Origin of the sequence: Paenibacillus sp. FSL W8-0187 (genome assembly GCF_037969755.1) — a bacterium.
Lineage (GTDB): Bacteria > Bacillota > Bacilli > Paenibacillales > Paenibacillaceae > Paenibacillus_AQ.
On record NZ_CP150206.1, the window covers coordinates 97,233 to 117,133 of the forward strand.

Annotated in this window: 19 protein-coding genes and 1 riboswitch; of the genes, 7 read left to right on the plus strand and 12 right to left on the minus strand. The window is 49.5% G+C overall.

What is annotated here, in order from left to right:
- The first annotated feature begins 33 nt into the window (after positions 1 to 33).
- Entirely contained in the window at positions 34 to 735 is a 702-nt protein-coding gene (gene rluF / locus MKY48_RS00455; RefSeq protein WP_076326366.1) for a 23S rRNA pseudouridine(2604) synthase RluF, read from the plus strand.
- A 114-nt stretch (positions 736 to 849) separates the two neighbouring features.
- Here rluF and motB read toward each other — a convergent pair whose 3' ends face one another.
- The gene (gene motB, locus MKY48_RS00460; RefSeq protein WP_339269257.1) at positions 850 to 1,656 is read right to left on the minus strand and encodes a flagellar motor protein MotB; all 807 of its coding nucleotides are present in this window, start codon (positions 1,654 to 1,656) and stop codon (positions 850 to 852) included.
- Positions 1,640 to 2,440: a flagellar motor stator protein MotA gene (gene motA, locus MKY48_RS00465; RefSeq protein WP_339269259.1), complete on the minus strand. Its 801-nt coding sequence runs from the start codon at positions 2,438 to 2,440 to the stop codon at positions 1,640 to 1,642. Before motA ends, motB begins: the two co-directional genes overlap by 17 nt.
- Before the next feature lie 190 nt (positions 2,441 to 2,630).
- Here motA and MKY48_RS00470 point away from each other — a divergent pair, with 190 nt between their 5' ends.
- Positions 2,631 to 2,924, plus strand: coding sequence for a hypothetical protein (locus MKY48_RS00470; protein WP_339269261.1), 294 nt, complete (start codon positions 2,631 to 2,633; stop codon positions 2,922 to 2,924).
- 109 nt (positions 2,925 to 3,033) lie between these two features.
- Positions 3,034 to 3,348: a 4a-hydroxytetrahydrobiopterin dehydratase gene (locus MKY48_RS00475; RefSeq protein ID WP_098741259.1), complete on the plus strand. Its 315-nt coding sequence runs from the start codon at positions 3,034 to 3,036 to the stop codon at positions 3,346 to 3,348.
- 99 nt (positions 3,349 to 3,447) lie between these two features.
- Here MKY48_RS00475 and MKY48_RS00480 read toward each other — a convergent pair whose 3' ends face one another.
- The 6 genes from MKY48_RS00480 to MKY48_RS00505 all read right to left on the minus strand — a co-directional run bounded on the left by MKY48_RS00480 (position 3,448) and on the right by MKY48_RS00505 (position 9,314).
- Positions 3,448 to 3,804: a cytochrome c gene (locus MKY48_RS00480; protein ID WP_076326397.1), complete on the minus strand. Its 357-nt coding sequence runs from the start codon at positions 3,802 to 3,804 to the stop codon at positions 3,448 to 3,450.
- 161 nt (positions 3,805 to 3,965) lie between these two features.
- Positions 3,966 to 4,466: a GNAT family N-acetyltransferase gene (locus tag MKY48_RS00485; protein ID WP_339269264.1), complete on the minus strand. Its 501-nt coding sequence runs from the start codon at positions 4,464 to 4,466 to the stop codon at positions 3,966 to 3,968.
- Between the two features lie 138 nt (positions 4,467 to 4,604).
- On the minus strand, positions 4,605 to 5,078 hold the full coding sequence (locus tag MKY48_RS00490) for a C40 family peptidase (protein ID WP_339273344.1): 474 nt from the start codon (positions 5,076 to 5,078) through the stop codon (positions 4,605 to 4,607).
- Positions 5,079 to 5,515: 437 nt separating this feature from the next.
- The gene (locus MKY48_RS00495; protein WP_076326372.1) at positions 5,516 to 5,989 is read right to left on the minus strand and encodes a C40 family peptidase; all 474 of its coding nucleotides are present in this window, start codon (positions 5,987 to 5,989) and stop codon (positions 5,516 to 5,518) included.
- 4 nt (positions 5,990 to 5,993) lie between these two features.
- Positions 5,994 to 6,134: riboswitch (cyclic di-AMP (ydaO/yuaA leader) on the minus strand.
- A 349-nt stretch (positions 6,135 to 6,483) separates the two neighbouring features.
- Positions 6,484 to 7,311 (minus strand): hypothetical protein, encoded by an 828-nt coding sequence (locus MKY48_RS00500; protein WP_339269266.1) that lies wholly within the window; start codon positions 7,309 to 7,311, stop codon positions 6,484 to 6,486.
- Between the two features lie 11 nt (positions 7,312 to 7,322).
- On the minus strand, positions 7,323 to 9,314 hold the full coding sequence (locus MKY48_RS00505; RefSeq protein WP_339269268.1) for a M1 family metallopeptidase: 1,992 nt from the start codon (positions 9,312 to 9,314) through the stop codon (positions 7,323 to 7,325).
- 148 nt (positions 9,315 to 9,462) lie between these two features.
- Here MKY48_RS00505 and MKY48_RS00510 point away from each other — a divergent pair, with 148 nt between their 5' ends.
- On the plus strand, positions 9,463 to 9,981 hold the full coding sequence (locus tag MKY48_RS00510) for a YwhD family protein (protein ID WP_339269270.1): 519 nt from the start codon (positions 9,463 to 9,465) through the stop codon (positions 9,979 to 9,981).
- A 95-nt stretch (positions 9,982 to 10,076) separates the two neighbouring features.
- On the opposite strand, the gene MKY48_RS00515 is transcribed toward MKY48_RS00510, so the two are convergent.
- The 3 genes from MKY48_RS00515 to MKY48_RS00525 form a co-directional block, all read right to left on the minus strand.
- Complete coding sequence (locus MKY48_RS00515) at positions 10,077 to 11,246, minus strand: copper amine oxidase N-terminal domain-containing protein (RefSeq protein WP_339269272.1); 1,170 nt, start codon at positions 11,244 to 11,246, stop codon at positions 10,077 to 10,079.
- A 185-nt stretch (positions 11,247 to 11,431) separates the two neighbouring features.
- Positions 11,432 to 13,690, minus strand: a complete 2,259-nt coding sequence (locus tag MKY48_RS00520) for a heavy metal translocating P-type ATPase (RefSeq protein WP_339269274.1) — start codon at positions 13,688 to 13,690, stop codon at positions 11,432 to 11,434.
- The gene (locus tag MKY48_RS00525) at positions 13,691 to 14,074 is read right to left on the minus strand and encodes a metalloregulator ArsR/SmtB family transcription factor (protein WP_076326378.1); all 384 of its coding nucleotides are present in this window, start codon (positions 14,072 to 14,074) and stop codon (positions 13,691 to 13,693) included.
- Between the two features lie 410 nt (positions 14,075 to 14,484).
- Here MKY48_RS00525 and MKY48_RS00530 point away from each other — a divergent pair, with 410 nt between their 5' ends.
- Positions 14,485 to 15,366, plus strand: coding sequence for a hypothetical protein (locus MKY48_RS00530; protein ID WP_076326379.1), 882 nt, complete (start codon positions 14,485 to 14,487; stop codon positions 15,364 to 15,366).
- Between the two features lie 113 nt (positions 15,367 to 15,479).
- Here the strand turns inward: MKY48_RS00530 and MKY48_RS00535 are convergent, their stop codons facing one another.
- Entirely contained in the window at positions 15,480 to 17,540 is a 2,061-nt protein-coding gene (locus tag MKY48_RS00535) for a PBP1A family penicillin-binding protein (protein ID WP_076326399.1), read from the minus strand.
- Positions 17,541 to 17,876: 336 nt separating this feature from the next.
- On the opposite strand from MKY48_RS00535, the gene speE reads away from it, so the two are divergent.
- Together speE and speB are read left to right on the plus strand one after the other, a co-directional pair.
- Complete coding sequence (gene speE, locus MKY48_RS00540; RefSeq protein ID WP_076326380.1) at positions 17,877 to 18,704, plus strand: polyamine aminopropyltransferase; 828 nt, start codon at positions 17,877 to 17,879, stop codon at positions 18,702 to 18,704.
- Positions 18,705 to 18,721: 17 nt separating this feature from the next.
- A complete protein-coding gene (gene speB, locus MKY48_RS00545; RefSeq protein ID WP_076326381.1) occupies positions 18,722 to 19,591 on the plus strand; it encodes an agmatinase in 870 nt (289 codons plus the stop codon).
- Positions 19,592 to 19,901: the final 310 nt, after the last annotated feature.

Genomic DNA, 19,901 nt, shown 5'->3' on the forward strand with positions numbered 1-19,901 from the left:
GCAAGAAGTAGTTACAGATAAGGGGATGGCATCTTGAGAATTAATAAATTTATCAGTGAAACGGGATATTGTTCCCGTCGTGAAGCAGATAAGCTGGTGGAGAGCGGGAAGGTCACCATTAATGGCGTGGTTGCTGTCCTGGGAAGCCAGGCAGAGGAAGGCGACGATGTCCGGATCCAGGGAAAGCCGCTTCAGGATAAGAAAAAGCATGTATATATTGCTCTTAATAAGCCGGTCGGGATTACAAGCACCACCGAATCGCATATTAAGGGCAATATTGTAGACTTTGTAGGCCACAACGAGCGTATTTTTCCTATCGGACGATTGGATAAGGACTCTGAGGGACTGATTTTGCTGACGAATGATGGAGATATCGTTAATAAGATCCTTCGCTCTGAGGGGAAACATGAGAAAGAATACATTGTGACGGTGGATCGCCCGGTAACGGAATCCTTCCTTAGCGGGATGTCCAGCGGCGTAAAGATTTTGGGTGAGATAACGCTACCTTGTGAGGTCACTCGAATGTCCGAGCGCGTATTCCGAATCATTCTGACCGAAGGTAAAAATCGCCAAATCCGCAGAATGTGCAGCGCTTTTGGTTATGAGGTCCGAAAGCTGCAGCGAATCCGGATTATGAATATCCGTCTTGGCAGTCAACGCATCGGTTCATGGCGTGATCTTAGCGAGAAGGAGAAGGAAGAGCTTGGTCAGCTGCTGAACTACAGGCTCGAGTAGCTGGCTAAAATACTTCTATAATCTTAAACAAAAACAACCGATGGGATCTGTAAGACCAGATGCATCGGTTGTTTATTGTGTGTTATAGTCTGTAGGGACCCGTTCCCATTTGGGTTATTCATTCACGCTTGTAAAGGTGGCGCTATCCTGGTATTTACGTATAATGGATACCTCGACTCTGCGGTTCTTCGCTCGCCCAGCTGGGGTGTTGTTATCAGCAATCGGATGATATTCACCATAACCGATCGGCATGAACCGTTTAGGATCCAGCTCCGAGTTGGCAAGCAGAATCTTCATGAACTGCAAGGCTCGATCCGAGCTTAAATCCCAGTTTGACGGATAGCGGCTGTTAGAGATTGGCACATTATCCGTATGGCCGGATACAATGATTTCATAGTCCGGGAACTTGTGAAGCATTTGCGAGATGGCCTTGGCCAGTTTACGGGCTTCCGGCTTCACAACGGCTTCGCCGGAAGGGAATAAGGCGTTGTCCCGTATCGTAATGACAAGCTGGGAGTGGTTCAACTTGGTGCTGAGCTCCGAGGTTAAACCGTTATTTTTAATATAATTATCGAGCTGCTTCTTCAGCTTTTCCAGATCCTGTTGTTCCTGACGCATCAGCTCTGCACGCCGTTGGTCAGGTGTTGTTGCGGGAACGGAAGGAGATGTCGCTTTATGATCCTTAATATTGGGCGGATTATCGCTGGATTCCGTTTTGCTGTAATCCAGCACACCGGTTCCGCCGGTGAGAGCAACACTGAAGGCTTCGCTCATTTCTTGAAATTTGCGTGCATCCGTCGCACTCATGGCGTATAGCACCAGGAACAAGGCCAGAAGCAAGGTCAGTAGGTCTGCGTAAGGAAGAAGCCAGGATTCGTCGGCATGCTCCTCATGCGGCTCGTGTCTAGTCTTTTTGCTCACTAGCACCAGCCTCCCTCTCGCTGAGCTCAGCCCGTTCGGACGGTGTCAGGAACACGGAGAGCTTCTGATTGATTGCAATGGTGGATACACCGGACTGAATGGACAGCAGGCCTTCTACCATCATCAGGCGGATTTCAACCTCACGTTTGGATAGACGCTTGAGTTTATTCGCAATCGGGTGACAGAGGACATAACCGGTGAAAATACCGAGCAGGGTTGCAATAAACGCAGCCCCGATGGCATGGGCGAGTTCGCCCATATCTTCCATATGGGATAATGCAGCGATCAAACCGATAACGGCTCCAAGTACCCCGAGGGAAGGTGCATACATACCGGCTTGGGAGAAGATCAATGAGCCGGAACGATGGCGCTCTTCGGTGGCATTAATATCTTCCATTAATACATCACGTACGAATTCCTGATCGTTGCCATCGATGATCATGCGCATCCCGTTACGCAGGAAGGTGTCATCGATCTCATCGACTTTGGTTTCAAGAGCCAGCAGACCTTCACGGCGTGTGATCGAAGCCCATTCCATAAACAGCTTGATCATTTCCGTTTTGTCCATCAGATTCTGTTTCACAAAGGTCATCTTGACCAGCTTCGGAATCTTTTTCAGCTCGACTAGCGGAAACCCGATGAATAAAGTTGCTGCCGTACCGCCAAGAATGATTAGATAGGCTGCCGGATTATACAAAGCGAGAAGGGAGGCACCTTTCAGAACCATGCCCACCAGTACCGCGACGATACCGATTATTAAGCCTATAATTGTTGAAATTTCCATACCACACCTCATCCGTGAGAAATAAAATAACGAATCCATTCGTCAGAACGGTTCTCATGGAGAACCGGACCCCTTTTGTGGGGCGTTATCCTATTTATCGTCAGGTCGGGCTTTTTTTTTAGTTGTAATTTCCGGTATAATGGAAGGAAGGGAAACGAAGCTAAGTACGGCAAGGAAAGGAGTGATGGAGATGGGCGTTAAACACGGAAGAGATTACGGCGAAATTCTGGCAGAACTGACCGAGGCGGTCGGACGAATTACCGACAGCTATGTCTTCTTTGAAATGGAAGCTGAGGATTGGGACAATCTGGGTGAAGCCGAGAGAAATGAGGTTCATGAAGCGCTGGCTGAGGATTTGTTCTATGCGCTAGGCACAGAGCCGGTGATTAATGTTGGCAGCGGCGTGGTCATGCATGATCAAACGAACCATCGAATACATATTTTGATTGGTGAAGAAGAGTTGGCCTTTGTGGCTCTTGTGTAATCACTCCAGTTATCAACAGATACAGGGCAGAATAGAATAGATGACAGAAAGACCATATTACGTGTAAGTCGGCTTTAAGATAGGTTTTTTTCGGGGAGGAAGATAAAAGATGCTTTATACGCAGCAAGAAGTAGAGGCTCATCTGGAAAAGCTTGAGGGTTGGGAATTTGAACAAGGGAGATGGATTGTACGGAAGTATACCTTCTCCTCCTTCATGAAGGGAATTGCTTTTGTTGATGAAGTGGCAGCTATTTCAGAAGCTTTCGGACATCACCCCTACATCACCATAGATTATAAAGTCGTTACACTTCGTCTCACCTCTTGGGACGACGGTGGCATTACGGCTGTGGATATTAAGGAAGCGCAGCAGTTTAACGAAGCCTATGAGAAGAGTCGTTCGAAGGATGGCAAGGCGGCACAATAGGAGGGGGACGGTTAGTCCCCTCAGAGGTCCCGAATATGTAAAAACACGCTTGCGCCGGGAAGAGCTCCAGGTGCAAGCGTGTTTTGCGTATAAGCTGATTTATTTTTTCTCAGCAAGGTATAGCGCGATGTTTGCGATTTCTTCGGGCTTAAGTTGATCTTTAAAGGAAGGCATTCCCTTACGACCTTTGGTTACAACGTTGAAGATTGCGTCCGCATCCATGTGTCCGCCTACTTGATTCAAAGCCGGCCCAGCGCCGCCTTGAAGTTGGTCGCCGTGACAGCTAATACAGCTTGCTTTCATTGTGGCTTCCGCTGCGGCAGCATCGAGAGTCACTTCCGGCATGGTCGGCTTCTCTTCCTGAGCCACCTGTTCCTTACCTGGGAGCGTAAACATCAGCGCGATAGCCAACGCACATGCGACGAAGAACAATCCGCTCATGATCCATTTTTGCATCGTCATATCGTCCCTTCTATGTATACTGCACTCTTGCACTTGTCTCCATTATAAACCAACATCCATAGACAGCATAGCCAGTTGTGACAAAAAAAGCAACTATCCGGCGCGGCTTCATAAAAAGTACACAAAATTGTGCTTTTTCATATAGACAAAGATTACTATTCCTCATTAGCCGGCGGCTCATACACCATACAGTGGAAAAGGGCATTTCCCGTTGGTGTAAGTCGCTCATACGTATCGGTGATATGAAAGCCTGCCTTTTGATACGTGCGGATCGCGCGCTCATTCCAGGTCAACACCTCAAGGTCGATTTCGTCGACAGGCCGCCTCCGCCTGGCTTCCCGAACAATCGCCTCCATAAACCGTTTACCCATTCCGCGCCCGCACCAATCAGGCCGCATGCCAAGTCCGATTCGTGTCACCTCGTGCATCGGAAACAGCTGGGCAAATCCCCACAGGGCCTCCCGTTCATCCAGAATCGAGATGTACTGCCTCTGGCGAATGTCGGGATCGCCAAACTCGACCTCAAGTCCTTTCATCTGCTCCCAGGGAAGAAAGCCATAGATATTATAGGGAGGAGGATAGGTCCAGGCGCATATTTCCTTTGCGTGCTCTTCACGCATGACTACGGTGTGAAATGAAATCGGTGTTGCATCCATTGGTGAAGTCCTCCTATCGTATATATGAATGATAACCCTTTTCCGAATATCCAAGTCGCATCAAAAAGCCCGTCAAAGAGAGGTAAGGGCTCCTTTAACGGGCAAGCAGTATGTATAGGGATGATTAGCCTCTAAAGCTTAGGATGATTCACCAGCCGACTCTTCATACGTATCATCGCTCATGATACGCTTTGCACCCACGTATCGCTGATCATAGTACTCCTCTGCAAGGCGGTTGATAACCACGCCGCGGTTGGTCGAGGCATGGGCAAATTTGTCATCGCCGACATAAATGCCGACGTGGGAGATGCCCTGGCCCGATGTGTTGAAGAACACCAAATCGCCAGCGCGCAGATCCTTACGGGACACGCTTGTCCCCATGTCGAATTGAGAGCCGGATTGATGCGGGAGCTTCAAACCGAGTTTGGCATATACATACATGGTGAAGCCGGAGCAGTCAAATCCGCTCGCGGTCGTACCGCCGTAGCTGTATCGTGTACCTAGCACCTTATCGATTTCCTGATCCAGCGCACTATCAGCAAACACGCTGCCAACGCCCAAAGTGAATAGCAGTGTGATACTAAGGGCTGCTGTTGATAATGTTTTCTTCAGCATGGAAAGCTCCTTTTCGCTGCCGCGAGGCATAGCAATCTATGTATTAAAGCACTTACATTAATGACAAAGTTGTTACTGCGTCCATTCTATCAGACAGTAAGCGGGATTGGCAATTATTTCTTGATGAATTTTGCTATTTTTCAATCGTATTAGCTGTCGAAGCGTCAGATAAAATCAATATTTTCCCAAAACGGTGTTTAATGAAGAGAGAGAAGGGTATATAAAGAATAAGAGGATATTGGGGATGGAATAACCAAACGAAGTCATTTCAATATCTTCATTCATTTTTTTTTGAAAAGTGGAAACTTTTTCGTTGTCTTAAACGTTATAAAGGTATACACACAATCAACAAAAGAAAAAAGCCGCTGGATGAGATCGGCACAATCTCATAAACCCAGGGCTTCTTATAAGAGTAAATCAATAAAGTTCCAACATTAATTGTAGTTCACAGCTACAGATTTGTACGTATTCTGACTCATAATTCTCTTAGCGCCTACATATCGGTTGGCGTAATAGCTCTGGCTTAGCGGACTGATCATGACACCACGCGAAGATGAGGAATGAGCAAATTTGCCGCTTCCAACATAAATACCCACATGAGAGATACCTCTACCGGATGTGTTGAAGAACACGAGATCGCCAGCTTTCAGGTTGCTCTTGGATACTGCCGTTCCTACTTTGTATTGAGCTGCAGACGTTCGCGGCAGGCTAAGGCCAAGCTTCTTGTAAACATAGCTGGTGAATCCGGAGCAGTCAAAACCATTCGTTGTGGTTCCACCCGTTTTATAAGAGACACCAATGGCTGGTTTGATTGCTGTATTTAATTTGGAATCGGCGAAAGCGCTTCCGGTCCCTAATGTGAGTGCGAGTGCGAGGCCGAGAGAAACAGCCGTTAACTTCTTTTTCAAAACAAAAAGCTCCTTCCATTGCCTGCGAGGTTAGCTTAAGGGTTCGGTTGAAAGGTCCCCTATGATCCCTCTCTTGCGAGATCAATTCACCCAAAACGGATCCCCCGCTTCCCATATCGTTATGGGAATTCGGCTCCTTAAAATGTTGATGAACCCATTCATTGACGTCTGACGTTCCAACATAGTTAACGAATTTACATCGTTCCAACAAAAAAGTTACAGTAAAGATGACAAAGTTGTTACTAACATATTCGTTATTTTAGCAGAGTATTAACAATTTGGCAAACGAGGAAAGATCATTTTTAAACAAAAAAACCTGTCCCCATCTTGGGGAAACAGGTTTTTTTGTAATTTGGCGCTCAGAAATTTGTAATATAGAGGATAAATGAATGCTTATTCTTTGTAAAATCAAGCTCGAGATAAAAACGTGTCACTTCGGATTACAGCTTATTCGCGAGCATGATTCACCATATCAGGGTAACGAATTGTAACGATTAAGAATGCTGTGAGGAGGAATCTCTCCACAAATGATATTGGGTGGAAATTACCCAAATTTGGAATAATCCATTCAGGAAATAAGAGGCCTGCTGAATAATTAAGCCGATCAACCCGGCCCAGAAGAGCGAAGCCGAGCTCAGGAGCAGCAGAATGATACAGGCTGATCCGCCGATGGTGATGGACAACAGCACTGCCGTGCCCAAGCGGCGGAAGAGTGCCAGAATAGAGCTGATCATACCGAACCCCCCAGTGCGCCCGAATTGCATATAGAGCAATAACAGGCGGATCAGATAGGCGTACAAGAACCACCCAGCTGCATAGGGCAGTGCATGAAGCAGCAGAACAGGCTCTTGAATCCCATTCAGCAGAATCGGAAGGATTTTGGGCAGAATCCAGTAACCGGGCGCAAAGGTGAGAATGAGCTCTATCAGATAGAATAGCGTTACGGGTTTCCACAGTTTCCGCATGCCAATGAAGAAGAATAAACCGCGCTCGCCCTTAGCTTCCTGGTGAAGGTTGTAGAAGATGCCGGCCCGAATGAGCGGGGTGAAGATTATCCTGATCAAGAGCAAACCGGCCAGAAGCCATGCGTAGGTGTGGACCGTGCTGCTCAGGGATAGGCTCATCTCGCCCTCGTAGAAGAATAAAAGACGGCTGAGCTCGTTAGGGGCAGAATCCGGATATCGCATAAGAAGGGGAACGACTGCCGATTTTACGAGTCGGTACAGGCAGTATCCCCACAGCAAACGGTATAAGAAGAGCAGAATCGAGACGTATAGCTGGTCTTTAACACTGATCCACCCTTGGCCTGCGTAACTTTTCATGTGCTCCCCCCTCACCATGACAGGCTGCCGAACAGCGTCTCCACAAGCTTGGTAATACTGAGATTCCAGCGTGTAACCACCTTCGGATCCATTCCTGCCTTCATATAGTTATTGATGTGTTTATTCTCTAGGACGATGGAATATTTCGGATCAACCATGGCCCAGGCGAGCGGAGTGCTGTACTCCAGGGTGTAAGTAACTTTTCGGTCCTTGCCGCTCCAGGTTCGCTCCACCGTTTTGCCGTCCTCAAAGGCGAACACGATTGGCACATCGGTTATATCCCCGTCCCTGCTCGTTATCTTGACCGTAGATTCATACCGAGGATGTTCCGCCGTGCCTTTATTTTTGGTTTTGATCACGTCGATGGCAACGTCCGCCATCTGGCTTCCATATACATATTGGTCAAAATACGGCTGCCAGGACGTTTTGCTTACTTGCTCTACAACTTTCTGGAAGTCGGACGTGGTCGGGTGCTTGAAGCGGTATTTCTGGGCGTACGTATGAAGAATCTTCTCCATCATCCGCGGACCGACCTGTCGTTCGATGCCTTGCAGCACCAGCTTGCCCCTCGTGTAAACATTCAGTGCGTAGTTTTCGTGCGAGCTGTATTTCCAGGATTCCATCTTCAGCGGTGCAGGGGAAGTGATGGATGCTCCCTGAGCCGCCGTATTGGAGGTAATCCCGTATTCTTTTTCCATCACTCGTTCTTCTGCATAGGTTGCGAAGGCTTCGTCCAGCCACGCTTCCTCAAATTCGTTACTTGCGATCATTCCGTAAAAATATTGATGGGCAATTTCATGAATGACGGTCCGCTCCAGCTCATATCCCGGCGAATCGTTTTTGGCCCCGAAGGCCGTGACCAGCGTCGGGTATTCCATGCCGCCTGCACCGTTGCCCGATTCTGGCGGAACGACGATGGACAACGTGGAATACGGATAGGTTCCGTACCATTTTCCAAACGAAGCGAGTGCCGACTTGGCAGCATCAAAGTAACGCTCCTTTAAGTCTTTATGGGCTGGATCGAGATACAGCTTGATGCGGACGCCCGGTACGCCTGGTGCGGAGAATGCTTCTTCTGCCGTGACAAAGTTCGGCGATGCCGACCAGGCAAAATCATGTACATCATCCGCATAGAACTGATAAATTTTTTCCCCGTTAATTTTTTGGGCAGGCTTGGTAGGGAATCCAGTCGCAGCAACAATGTAATTTTCGGGTACTCTGATGCGAACGCTATAAATGCCGAAGTTAGAATAGAATTCGGAGTTGCCATGGTATTGATGAAGATTCCAGCCTTCCTCTGTTCTTCCGCGAAGACCAGCCGGTTCATAGACCGAAATTTTAGGAAACCATTGCCCCGCCATAATAAAATTCTCGGTGGTACCCATGCGAGCAAATATTTTGGGGAGCTCGACCTCAAACTCCAAGTGAATGGTGACACTCTCGCCACTCTTGATGGGTTTAGGCAATCGGAGCTTGACAAGGCTGTGATCCTTGATGTTACCGTCGTCAGGTTGGACAAATTGAAGGCGATGGGTCAGGGCCAGACCTTCGGTTGTTTTCACGCTGGTAATCGTCATGGAGCCGAATCCGTCGTCTGGCATGGGATCGGAACGAAGCCGGCCACCCGATTCCTTCATAAAGGTCGTATCATTGGAAGCAAATGCATTGGGGTACAGATGAAAGTACAGCTCGTTTACGCTTTTTTTGCCTGGATGAGTCCAAGTGAGCGTCTGTTTGCCCTTAAGCTTGTTCTCCTCAGGCTCGTACCGAACATCCATATGATATTCCACTAGTCGGTCGCTTAAGGCCGGAGCGGGAATATTAGGCTGCACCTTAGGCGGTGAGAGAGGGGCCTTCTCCACAGCAGAGACGGAGGGCTTGCCCGCATTTGGGGCAAGAGCAGACGCTGAGGACCCTGGATTCAGAAATATCGGCATCGATCCTGCAAGCAAACCTATGGCAAGCAGGGATGATAGAAAGACTTTAGCACGTGGTGGGACCATATCGAACAACCTCCCGTTGACAAGCATCTAGTGCATGTATATGTTTGCTTTTGGGGGATTATTAGTTAAAATAAAATTATTGGGACAAAGGTTATCAATTTAGCAGCTGATACGTAAGAATCGGCTCTGATATAGGAGGTCGGCAGCAGTGGAGAATGAAGAGCAGAAGCAGGGTGCGAAGAAACCGATTGCTTTGAATATTATTAATAGTAAGAGTAAGCATAAAGGGTTTGGATCAGGCTCCATCGATCTGAACAGTCTGTCGCCTGTCATTATCGACAATGGCGAGGCCCGAGTTGATATTGGAGCCATGCATGCGAAGAGTAAGGTGGAGAAGGGTATCCGTTTCAGCATGAACCGGGATGAAGTGCCGAATGGACGCCAGGTATGGATCGTGTGGGTCGCTGTAGACCGTACCGCCGAAGGACAGCATTATGCAGGCATGACCGCCTGTGAAATGTGGATCGACCAGGAGGCCCGTCGTGGTTGGAAGATCCTCGCCGATCATGTGAATAAAATGGATGCGGCGATGAAGCGCAAGATCATTCTGGATGGCCTTGGCGACGTCGAGAAGAAAGCACTGCGTGAGCTGCTGATTTCACGTAACGAGGAATGGTGGAATGCAACACCAGAGGAATTCAAGGAAGCCCTTCGAACCGAGGCATGATACCATAAATAAAAGTGATTATTCTAGATGCTAAAGTGGAAAGACCGGTTGGATTCGTGAACGAATCCCGCCGGTCTTTTTGTCATTGCATATGGTTAGAATGGAAGGGTGTAGGTCCGTTTTTCTTTTTGACCGAGAAACGGATTATTGTATTGGAACGTCAGCTTGCCGCCGGCATATCCGATATACGTTAAACCGTCACCAATGAAGCCCACCTCGTTCGGCGGCATTTCCTCAATGACCTTGATGGTTTCCTCATCTAGAAGTTCAGGATAGATAAGCTTCGCTGTCTTGCCTGTCGGATGAACGATATATAGGGTCGCCTTCGTGTAGGGTCGGACGAGCAGGAAGTCCTGTTCGATCGCTTCTACGATAAAACTATCCTCTACTCCCGTGAGCGCGGCCAGGTCATAAGATTTGACCGTTTTGCCTGTCGGATGAACCAGCTCAAGCGTACTGCCGTTCATCATGGCAATATTGCCTTGGAAACTGAGTTGGTCTGGTTTGTAGTTTATTCCGGCAAAATTGGAATGATTGGTTTTGGATAGCTTCAGGATTTTGTTGTCCTGAATGAGCACCCGATATCTTCCCTCATGAATATGAGGTTCGCCGTAATAATTGGACAAGTCGACGACATAGGTATTGCTGTTGATACGATGTGCGCTTAAGCTGACTTGATCGATCTCCTCAACGGGGATCATGCCAACTTGGGCTGGCATGGATCCAACTTTACCCATGGACAGCATCCCATTCTCGCGATTTACCCAGAACAGCATATTGGCCTTGGAAGCATAGGCGTATTTTGACCAAGCATCAAAGGTCGTTCTAAGTCCGGATTTACTGTCATACTTCAGAGGAATACCGAAGGCTTTGGTAATCAGACTGGCTGGAACATAAGTCACGCCTTTCTTCACAACCGGAGCCGCTTCGAGCTTCAGAGCGGTCCCTTTGGCATTGACTGCGCGCGACTGTCCGATGGTAATGCGAACAGACTGTGTCGGGCTGTTAATGTACAGTTCGTTTTTTCCCGGGGTAATCAAATGTAGCTGCAACTGTTCGGAAACTTCCTTCAATGGAATGAATACAACGCCTTTATTCGTATAAGGTTTATGTTTCACATCCAGCGTGCTCCATGTTACCTTGCTCTGTGATGTGGAGGCTGCTGCCGCATGGGCAGGAATCGTTGTGAGCGATGAGGACGTAAGCAATAAAGACATGGCTATGGATGCGGTACCTGCTAATTTGATGATTTGCACGGATTTCATATCATTTCCTCCTTCTGGTTTTCACACTCCCGTCTATATAAACGGCTAAATAATGGAAAATGTTTCACCCCATCACAAAATCATGTAAAAAAGGATATACGCGATGGCGAAGGATTAGAGCTGGCGCGCCAAAGGGCGAACTAAAAAAAACGGAGCTGCCCTGAAGGGGCGAAGCTCCGGTGATATCAATATCCTGATTTCAGCTCCTGATCCTTGCCAAGCAGAATGGTGAGACCCAACAAGGTAACGATAATGGTTGCCCCCATGTCCGAAATGATGGCGATCCACAGGGTCAGCCATCCTGGGATCGTAAGCAGTAAAGCAATGGCCTTCAGCGACAAGGAGAGCCCGATATTCCACTTAATAATCTGATTGACCCGTCTTGCGGTTTGGATGGCCCCTGGCAGCTTGCCAAGGTGATCCTGCATTAATACGACGTCTGCCGTTTCGATGGCACTGTCAGTCCCTTTCCCCATCGCGATACCCAGATCGGCAGCGGCCAATGCAGGGGCATCGTTAATACCATCACCAACCATGCCGGTTTTTTTGCGGGAAGAGAGCTCCTTAATCTTGGCAACCTTCTGTTCCGGCAGGAGGCTTGCGAATACCCGAGATACACCGGATTGCTTCGCAATCGCCTGTGCGGACTGCTCGTGGTCGCCTGTCAGCATGACCGTATCCGTGATACCGGCCTCATGGAGCTTGCGGACAACGGCTTCGGTCTCCGGTCTGATCTCGTCGGCAAGGCCGAACTGACCTAATACGCGATCCTCGCTTACGGCGGCAACGATCGTATAGCCTTGGGCCTTCATACGCCGAATGTCTTCCTCTACGGCGCTGATATGATCTTGCGGGCCGTTCACATGCTTCAACACTTCCTCGCTTCCGACCCAGAACAGTTTCCCACCAATTTCAGCTCGAATGCCTTCACCTGGCAATACCGTTATCTGTTGAGGTTCATTAAACATGCACTGCGGATTCTTGATCTCCAGATGCTTCATGACGGCTTTAGCCAACGGATGAAGAGAAGATTGCTCAAGTGCGCCTACAACGGCATAAAATTTGGTTTCATCATATACCGTCTCCGCATACACGGCAGGCTCGCCTTTGGTCAAGGTTCCCGTCTTGTCAAAAGCGATGGCTTCCAGCCGGCCAAGCTGCTCCAGATGGACCCCGCCTTTGATCAGAATCCCGTTGCGTGCCGCGCGGGTCATCCCGCTGACCAGTGCAATCGGAGAAGAAAGCACGAGCGAGCAAGGGCACCCGACAATGAGGATGGACAGCCCCTGATAGATCCAGGTCATCCAGGGCTGATTCAGCAGCAGTGGAGGAATTAGCGTAACCGCCAGCGCGATGATCATAATCGCCGGAGTATAGTATTTAGCAAACTTATCGATGAAGAGCTCTGTCGGCGTCTTGCTGTCCTGTGCTTCCTGTACAAGATGCATGATCTTGGCCAGGGAGGAATCCTCATAGGCCTTCGATATGGCGATATAGAGAACGCCATCGGTACTTACACTGCCGCCAAATACAGCATCGCCCTCCCGTTTCGTAACAGGTACCGATTCCCCGGTAATGGCGGCTTCGTTCACCGCCCCGATTCCTTGGGTTATGGCCCCATCCGAAGGAATCTTCTCCCCGGGTCTTACCCGGACAACGTCTCCGGGAGAGAGACTCTCGATCGGTACGCGCTGGGTTTGACCATCTTTCCATAGATCGGCTTCTTTCGGTGCAGCAGCCAGCAGGGCTTCCATCGATTGTCGGGCCCGATTCATGCCGTAACCTTCCAGCAGCTCGTTAAGACCAAATAGAATGGCAACCAGCGTGGCTTCCCGCCATTCCCCGATGATGACGGCGCCCACGAGCGCAACGGTCATCAGAGTATCCATATTGAATTTGAAGCGGGTCAGATTGCGCAGTCCGCGCAAAAATGTCGTATATCCGCTCAAAATCATAGCCCCTGCATATAATGCGATCACAATCGGTTCAGGGACTTTTCCTTCTAATAGAAAGGTTAAGAGATAGAAAACAGCGGAGATCGACAGCAGCCATTTCATGTTCCCTTCGCCGCCATGACTGTGTTCATGAGCATGACCATGGCTATGTTCGTGATCATGACCTTGTGCCGATCCGTGAGAATGCGATGAATGGGCAGGCTGTGCTTCAGCGCCGGCGGCCGATAAGGCTGTCTGCGGAGCATGAACGATGCGCGCACCGTCACTTTTCAGAATGGTCTCTACCCGGCTTAGATTCACATGGGGAGAGAGGGTCAATTTCCCGCTGTTGTAACTAAGTCGGGCATTGTTTCCATGATCCAGCTTCTGGATCTCTTCCTGCATTTCGCGTGTACAGTTAGGGCATGAGAGGCCATGTACCCGGTATTCAATAAGTTCTCCGCTTGCCTCCGGAGATGATTTGGAACGTTGATGGTTGTCTGTGCTCATCTACATCTTCTCCTTCTGGTGCTCCAGCGTCATGTGAAGCAGTGTCCGGATATGGTCATCTTTGAGCGAATAGTATACATTCTTTCCGGCTTTCCGCGATTTGGCGATATCTTTGTTCTTCAGCGTACGCAGATGATGGGAGGCTGTTGCCGTTGAACTTCCGAGTACTTCGGCTACATCACAAACACATAGCTCGCCGCCACGGTCCAGCATATAGGCTACCTTGACCCGCGTCGGATCGGCCAAAGCCTTGAAGATTTCTGCCATGCCGATCATATCATCATCGGAGATCGTTTCTTTTAACAAAGCAACCCTTTCGGTTGAAGGACATTCCGTTTCACACAGCTCAAGGGAGACTTCTTCGTTCATCGTCCGGGCATTCATAGGAACAACCTCCTTGGATTAGGAGCAATAAGTGCTCTTTATTCTTTATATTCAAACGTTGATTTGATTGTTAGTCATAATATACCCGATTTACACACAATATTCAAACGGATATTTGATTGTTCACAAGCATTTCACAGTCCAAGAATGAATCGACAAGTCCTATAGTATTAACCAATACCAACGGTTAGGTGCAGCGTCGCTCCTCAGAAAATCCTTCCATTTCATATCACGCCAACTTATACTATTAGCAAAAAGATGTAAATTCGCATAAGAAGCATACCTGGGTCCAGGACACCTCATGCGCTGCATAACATCTTTGCACGGGCCAAACGTTTCAATTCGAATGTGTACATTATCTAATACCTATCCTTCGATTTGCGGATGTGTATAATAGGGGAGGCCAGAGTATGACTTGTCCAATATGTCGATATGAAACGGGAGATGGGAAGTATTGCAAGAAATGCGGGGCAAGGCTGATTATCGAGGATTCACCCGTATTTGCCGCCATGAAAGAGCAAGCAGCAACGTCGGAGGTCTATAGTGTGAATAGACGAAGTGCCAGCAGTAAAGGGGAGATACCTCATGCACGCCAGATCGAATCTGCTCTGCCGGTGTATACCCCGCCGGATATTCCGTTCCGAGCGGCAGGCCGGCAGCATGCCGAAGAAGAAGAGGAACCTAATCCTTATTGGACCAGCTTAAAATTGTACGGGCAGCTCTACGGGGATTATTTTCTGAAGGGACTCAGACATCCCTTTGGCGCAGCTGCCGGAACGGAGAGCGGTCAGTTCTTCAATGCGATCGTGTCCATGGTGCTCTATGTTGTTCTTTTTCCACTCGCGCTGTATGCAGCGCTTCATCATGAACTGCAAGGGCTGCCTGAGGGGGCATTTGCAGATCTTGTCCTAAAGCCTATCATTTGGACTGCGATTTTCTTATTCCTGTTGAACGCCTTTACCTTCGCTGCGGTCAAGCTGTCCTTCAACCCGACTGCTAAGCTAAAAGAAGTGATGGCAAGATTCGGGGCTTTGCTGCCCATATTCCTCGTATTGTATGTGGTTAGTTTTCTGTTCCTGTTCCTGAATGGTGATATATCCAAGGTTATCATCCTTCTCTCGTTCATCAGCACCGTGATGACCGTGCCGTTATTCGTCATGACCAGCTACAAGAGAAGAATGGTTGGCGGTGGCCTGGATCCGTTGTATGCGATCCTGCTGGTTTATGTTGCACTGATGCTCGTGATCGTGATTCTGGGTAGTTCCATGATCGAATATATAACCGTTTTATAATGAAGCCATCTACATAACCTATTGTGAAAAAGAGAAAAACAGCAGGTCCTCTTGCGGGGAAGTCCCGTAATAGGAGCTTGCTGTTTTTTTGATGTGACGGTTCGCGATCCGAGTTACTCAACCCACCATCGTTTGAAATCTTTCCACCAGGAACGTTCTTCCTGTTTCTCGGCCGCATCTGCAGGGTCCGCCTTCTTCGCAGGCTCTCCGTTTCCGTGTTCATCACAATATTCGGTAGGCTCCGTACCCTTAACGAAGACCTCCAGAATTTTGCCAGGACAGTCGGTGCCTGCGAGCTTCCCGGTCTTGGGATCCACATAAGCGCTGATGACTTCATCCGGGATCGGAAAAATCTTGGGCGGTACATTCTCCAGCGCTTTCTCCGTATACTGGGCGAAAATCGGCGCTGCCCGCCGCCCGTCGACTTTGCTGATTTCCCGCCCTTTATCATATCCAACCCAAACCGCCGTTGCCAGCTCCGGTGTATAGCCCACAAGCCAAGCGTCGGAGTCGGTGGTGCCCGTCTTCCCGGCAACCGGCCGTTTCATTAGGGTAGAGACGCGGTTGCCCGTGCCACCTGTCTCGAATACCCCCTCCATCATGCGAGTCATCACGTAAGCTGCAGCAGGTTCAACCACTTGTTCACCCGACTCTTCCGGCGCTGTATACAAGCTGCGGCCAGCGGCATCGGTGATGTTCAGTACGGCGACAGGTGATACCCGTTTGCCGTTGTTAGCCATAACAGCATAAGCGGAGGCCATCTCCAGCGGGCTGACGGGTGAGGTTCCCAGGGCCAGCGAGGGGACAGGCGCAAGCGGACTTGTGATGCCCATCTTTTTCGCCATGTCGGCTACTTTATCCGGGCCTATCTTCATAATGGTATTCACGGCATAAATATTATCCGAAGCGGCGATGGCTTCCCGCATGGGAATTTCCCCTAAATATTTATCGCCGAAGTTGCTGGGCTGATACGTTTTGCGGTTGTTATCGTAATGAAACAGAGTGGGCTGGCTGTTGAACACGCTGGTGCTCGTCATTTCCTTGGATGCAATGGCTGTTAAGTACATAATCGGCTTAAATGACGACCCGGGCTGCCTTGTTTTGGCCAACGCGTGGTTGTACTGATTCTCCCGGTAGTTCTTACCGCCAACCATGGCTTTGATGTGCCCGTTACGCGGGTCGACGGACACGAGCGCCGTTTCCAGCTCGCTCTTGTTGTCCATACCTTCGGATACAGCCTCTTCTGCTGCCTTTTGGGCCCGCGGGTCCAGGGTCGTATAGATGTTGAGGCCACCCTGTTCGAGCTGCTGATCCGTAATGTTCAGCTGTTTGGTGACGAGGCTCCGGACATAATCCCGGAAATAGGAGGCAATCACTTTATTCTCCTGACGGTCCTGAGGAAGCAGGGCGAGCTTGGCCGAGGCGGCTTTATCGGCCTCGGTCTCGGTAATGAACCCAGTCTCCGCCATGGCATTGAGGACAATCTGCTGTCTTTTGAGCGCGTTGTCCATATGATTGTAGGGCGAGTAATACGTCGGACCTTTTGGAATGCCAGCCAGCATCGCGCTTTCGGCCAAAGTCAGTTTTTTTGCCGGTTTGCCGAAGTAGAGCAGGGACGCCGATTCGATACCGTAAGCCCCGTGGCCGTAATAAATTTCGTTGAGGTACATTTCAAGTATTTGATCTTTCGTATATTTCATCTCAAGCTGGGCAGTGAATTTGGCCTCCTTGAGTTTGCGAGTCCATGTTTTTTCATGAGATAGGTATAAGTTTCGTGCAAGCTGCTGGGTTAATGTGCTGGCGCCCTGTTTGCGATCCATATGCTGCAGGTTGACCAATACGGCTCGGGCCATGCCCTTCATATCAAACCCTGGATGATCATAAAATTTCCGGTCCTCCACCGACAAGGTAGCCTGGATCAGATGAGGAGATATATCATTCAAACTCACTTGCTCGGATGTATGCCCCGTGGTCGAGAAAGTGGCGATTAAATCTCCTTGGCTGTCAAGCAGACGGGAGTAGCGGGATGTTTCCGCGACGGGCAGTGGCGTTATAAATAAATAGGCGAGCAGAATGCCGCCGGCGATGATCGAAATGCCAAGGAGTACGAACAGAAATGTAGCAAGCCGGACGAAACGACGTTTGCGCTTGGGTGATTTTTTTTGTCCCGGCATCAGTGGTTCTCCTTCCAGTCCTTTTTGTAGAGTCGAGGCTTTTGCGCTGCCAAAAATGGAGATATGCTCAAATTCCCCTTGGTTGCCTTCTTTTTCTATATAGTATGGGGCTGCTGAGGGCAGGATATTCATCGAAAGCGATGATGTTTCTGCTTCCATTCGTTTGTGCCGGAAGTTTTGGTTGCAATTTGGGCTTGATTTAATATAATCTAATTTGTTTGGTACAATAGGAAAAGTGTGAAACTGTAAGCTAAAGGCATCTGCCCCGAATAAAGTTTTGCGGCTTGGATCTGGACGGCTGAACATTATTCTAGCGGAAAGAAGGTAGTGACGACGATGGAATTATGGTACACAGAGAAGCAAACCCCGACTTTTGGCATCACGGCTAAAATCCGGGAGACTTTTGTACATGAGAAGACGGAGTTTCAACAACTGGACATGATCGATACTGAGGAATTCGGGCGTATGCTCGTTCTGGATGGTATGGTTATGACTACAATTAAGGATGAATTCGTCTATCATGAGATGGTCGCTCACCCCGCGCTGAACACGCATCCAAATCCGAAGAAGGTTCTTGTTGTCGGCGGAGGAGACGGTGGCGTCATTCGCGAAGTGATCAAGCATCCGGGCGTAGAGAAAGCAGTACTCGTTGAAATTGATGGAAAAGTTATTGAATATTCGAAGCAGTATTTGCCTGAGATCGCCGGCAAGCTGGATGATCCGAAGGTCGAAGTACTGGTTAACGATGGATATATGCACATCATAGAGAATAAGAACGAATACGACGTCATTATGGTAGACTCCACCGAGCCTGTGGGCCCGGCCGCTCCATTGTTTGAGCGCGGATTCTACCAAGGGATCTACGAAGCGCTGAAGGAAGACGGTATTTTCGTGGCGCAAACGGACAACCCGTGGTTTAAAGCGGACCTGATTCAGCAGGTCAACAAAGACGTGAAGGAAATCTTCCCGATCGTCCGAGTGTATGGAGCGAACATTCCAACCTACCCAAGCGGTCTGTGGACCTTCACCATGGGCAGCAAAACGTATGATCCGCTTGAAGTGGACGAGTCCACGATTGATGAGATGGATACGAAATACTATTCGCCTCGCCTGCACAAAGCCGCATTCGTGCTGCCTAAATTTGTTGAAGACCTGGTGAAATAAGGAGGAGCGATAAACTGATGAAACTGGATCAAGGTTACTCCGGCAACGTATTTATATTGAGTTCTGAGGATTATGAGGGGTCCAAAGCTGTCATTTACGGTATGCCGATGGATTTCACGGTTAGCTACCGTCCCGGCTCCCGTTTTGGCCCAGCTCGTATTCGCCAGGCTTCCGTAGGCTTGGAGGAGTACAGCCCGTACTTAGATAAAAGCATTGAAGACATGACGTATTTCGATGCAGGCGACCTTATGCTGCCTTTCGGCAATGCGGGCCGCAGCCTTGAAGTGATTGGCGATTATGTAGGCAAACTGCTGGATGACGGGAAATTCCCGATCGGACTTGGCGGCGAGCACCTCGTATCCTGGCCGATCATTCAGAAGGTGTATGAGAAGTATCCGGATCTTATTCTGATCCATATCGATGCCCATGCTGACCTGCGCGAGCATTATGAGGGAGAGCCGTTGTCCCACTCCACACCGGTCCGCAAGGCGGCGGGCATTATGGGCGGCAAGAATATTTATCAATTCGGTATCCGTTCCGGCTCCCGCGAGGAGTTCCAATATGGACGGGAGAACATTAATTTTTATCCGTTCGAAGTGGCGGCGCCTCTTAAAGAAGCCTTGCCTTCCATGGGCAACCGTCCGGTCTACGTGACTATCGACATCGATGTGCTTGATCCATCTGCCGCACCGGGCACCGGTACTGCAGAAGCAGGCGGCATCACATCGAAGGAGCTGCTGGAAGCCGTGCACCTCATTGCGGGCTCCGACGTGAACGTGGTCGGCTGCGATCTCGTGGAAGTGGCGCCGATCTATGATCCTTCGGAGCAGACCCAGATCGTAGCTGCGAAGTTGATTCGTGAGATGTTGTTGGGATTCGTTAAGTAGTCCACCCGCCCAAACCCTCCCTGCCAGGGAGGGCCCCAAGGGCGCTGCCCTCTGGACACCCGGAACTTCGGCGTACGGAGTTGGTACGAGGATCTGAGCGGGGCTGGTGCTTGTGCCCGGCCACCGCTCGGTCTCCCCTGGCGGGGACGTCCTCGTGGCCTCTATTGCGTCCATATTTCAGCCGAGGCTTCGCCCCTCGGCTGATGAAGAAAAAGCAAGCCTCCCCTACCTAAGCCTACGGCTATCGGGGTCGGCTTGCTTTTTCGCGTGGTTTCGGCCCTCTTGGCAGCTTCCCTGGCGGGTCGCTCGA

Excerpts from the sequence above, each read along its gene's own strand:
- MKY48_RS00520 (WP_339269274.1), bottom strand. The coding sequence starts at position 13,690 with ATGAGCACAGACAACCATCAACGTTCCAAATCATCTCCGGAGGCAAGC.
- MKY48_RS00475 (WP_098741259.1), top strand. The coding sequence starts at position 3,034 with ATGCTTTATACGCAGCAAGAAGTAGAGGCTCATCTGGAAAAGCTTGAG.
- MKY48_RS00505 (WP_339269268.1), bottom strand. The coding sequence starts at position 9,314 with ATGGTCCCACCACGTGCTAAAGTCTTTCTATCATCCCTGCTTGCCATA.
- MKY48_RS00480 (WP_076326397.1), bottom strand. The coding sequence starts at position 3,804 with ATGCAAAAATGGATCATGAGCGGATTGTTCTTCGTCGCATGTGCGTTG.
- motA (WP_339269259.1), bottom strand. The coding sequence starts at position 2,440 with ATGGAAATTTCAACAATTATAGGCTTAATAATCGGTATCGTCGCGGTA.
- MKY48_RS00485 (WP_339269264.1), bottom strand. The coding sequence starts at position 4,466 with ATGGATGCAACACCGATTTCATTTCACACCGTAGTCATGCGTGAAGAG.
- speB (WP_076326381.1), top strand. The coding sequence starts at position 18,722 with ATGAAACTGGATCAAGGTTACTCCGGCAACGTATTTATATTGAGTTCT.
- MKY48_RS00525 (WP_076326378.1), bottom strand. The coding sequence starts at position 14,074 with ATGAATGCCCGGACGATGAACGAAGAAGTCTCCCTTGAGCTGTGTGAA.
- MKY48_RS00470 (WP_339269261.1), top strand. The coding sequence starts at position 2,631 with ATGGGCGTTAAACACGGAAGAGATTACGGCGAAATTCTGGCAGAACTG.
- MKY48_RS00535 (WP_076326399.1), bottom strand. The coding sequence starts at position 17,540 with ATGCCGGGACAAAAAAAATCACCCAAGCGCAAACGTCGTTTCGTCCGG.
- MKY48_RS00530 (WP_076326379.1), top strand. The coding sequence starts at position 14,485 with ATGACTTGTCCAATATGTCGATATGAAACGGGAGATGGGAAGTATTGC.
- MKY48_RS00500 (WP_339269266.1), bottom strand. The coding sequence starts at position 7,311 with ATGAAAAGTTACGCAGGCCAAGGGTGGATCAGTGTTAAAGACCAGCTA.
- MKY48_RS00515 (WP_339269272.1), bottom strand. The coding sequence starts at position 11,246 with ATGAAATCCGTGCAAATCATCAAATTAGCAGGTACCGCATCCATAGCC.
- speE (WP_076326380.1), top strand. The coding sequence starts at position 17,877 with ATGGAATTATGGTACACAGAGAAGCAAACCCCGACTTTTGGCATCACG.